Source organism: Polaromonas sp. P1_E3, from assembly GCF_056405935.1.
The window spans coordinates 1-1,849 of the sequence record NZ_JBFUBD010000477.1 but is presented as its reverse complement, the minus strand read 5'-3'; the positions used below and the strand labels follow the sequence as shown (position 1 = coordinate 1,849).

Annotated in this window: 1 protein-coding gene; it reads left to right on the top strand. The window is 63.4% G+C overall.

Translation table 11 applies throughout. From position 1 onward, the window contains the following. Positions 1 to 1,849 (top strand): ATP-dependent DNA helicase (locus tag AC1D0Z_RS20745; RefSeq protein WP_477660051.1); only part of this gene is annotated, 1,849 nt, incomplete at both ends.

Sequence of the window (1,849 nt, the reverse complement as noted above, 5' to 3'; positions counted from 1 at the left end):
CCTTGTGGCTGTCAGGGCCCTGTGCGAGTTCACGGCCAAGCATGGCGACCTGGACCTGCGCTTTACACCTTCACCCTCCGCGCAGGAGGGCATGGCGGGGCACGCCATGGTGGCGTCGCGCCGCGCAGAGTCCTACCAGGCCGAAGTCAGCCTGGAAGGCGAGTACAAGACCCTCAAAGTGCGTGGCCGTGCCGATGGCTATGACCCGGATCGCAACCAGCTTGAAGAAGTCAAAACCTTCCGGGGCGACCTGCACGCCATGGCCGACAACCGCCGGCACCTGCACTGGGCGCAGCTGAAGGTTTACGGCTGGCTGCTTTGCGAAGAAAGAAAGTTGCAGGACATCAACCTGACGCTGGTGTACTTTGATGTGGCCAGCACGCAGGAGACGCCGCTGACCGAGCATTTTTCCGCCGCGTCGCTCAAGGAATATTTTGAAACACAGTGCGAGCGTTTCTTGGTGTGGGCCACCCAGGAGCTGGCGCACCGGCAGGCGCGCGATGCCGGACTGGCCACGCTGGCATTTCCGCACGCTGCGTTCCGGCCAGGGCAGCGCGAGCTGGCTGAAGCGGTTTACAAAACGGCCCAGGCCGGGACATGCCTGATGGCGCAGGCCCCTACCGGGATTGGAAAAACCATCGGCACGGTGTTCCCCCTGCTCAAGGCTGTGCCTAAAAAGCAACTCGACAAACTCTTCTTTCTGGCGGCCAAAACACCAGGCCGCAGGCTGGCGCTTGATGCGCTGGACCGGATCAAGGGAAGCGCCGGCCTGAATGGAAGCCACCTGCCGCTGCGTGTGCTGGAACTGGTGGCGCGCGACAAGGCATGTGAACACCCGGGCAAGGCCTGCCATGGCGACGCGTGCCCGCTGGCCAAGGGCTTTTACGACCGGCTGCCCCAGGCGCGCAGCGCCGCAGTGGCGCATGCCGCCAAGCAGGGGCCGCTGGACAAAGCGGCGCTTCGCGAACTGGCGCTGGCCCATCACGTGTGCCCCTACTACCTGAGCCAGGAGCTGGTGACCTGGTCGGATGTGGTGGTGGGCGACTACAACTATTACTTCGACACCAGTGCGTTACTGCACGGCCAGGCCACAGGCAATCAGTGGCGCGTTGGTGTGCTGGTGGACGAAGCGCACAACCTGGTGGAGCGCGGACGCAAGATGTATTCGGCCACGCTGAGCCAGGCGCAACTGCAACAGGTGCATGGCAGCGCACCCCGGGCCGTGCGGGGCGCGCTGGAACGGCTTAACCGCAGCCTGCAGGAACTGCTGCAGGCGCAGCATGCCCAGGGCGAGGCCTACCGGGTCCATCCCGAATTACCCGCCCCTTTCCTTAAAACACTGGGGCAGGCGCTGACCCAGATCACCGACTTTCTGCTGGCCAACCCGACACGCATGGATGGCGAACTGCAGGATTTTTATTTCGAGGCGCTGCACTTCTCGCGCATGGCCGAGGCTTTTGGCGAACATTCGCTGTTTGACGTAACGCTGCAAAGCGAAACCTCGGCGGGGGTTTTCGGCGAGACGATGGGGCAGCCGTTCGGCGTGCTGAATATCCGCAACGTGGTGCCCGCGCCGTTTCTGGCGCCGCGCTTTGCGGCAGCCCAATCGGCGGTTCTGTTTTCTGCCACGCTGAGCCCGCAAAACTACTATGCCGACACGCTGGGCCTGCCGGCCGGCACGGTGTGGACGGAAGTGGAGTCGCCCTTTCTCGCCGAACAGCTGCAGGTATGCGCCGTGAGCGACGTCTCCACGCGCTTTCAGCACCGCGATAACTCACTGTCCCCTATCGTTGACCTGATGGCGCGGCAATATGACGGGAAACCGGGCAATTACCTGGCCTTTCTGAGC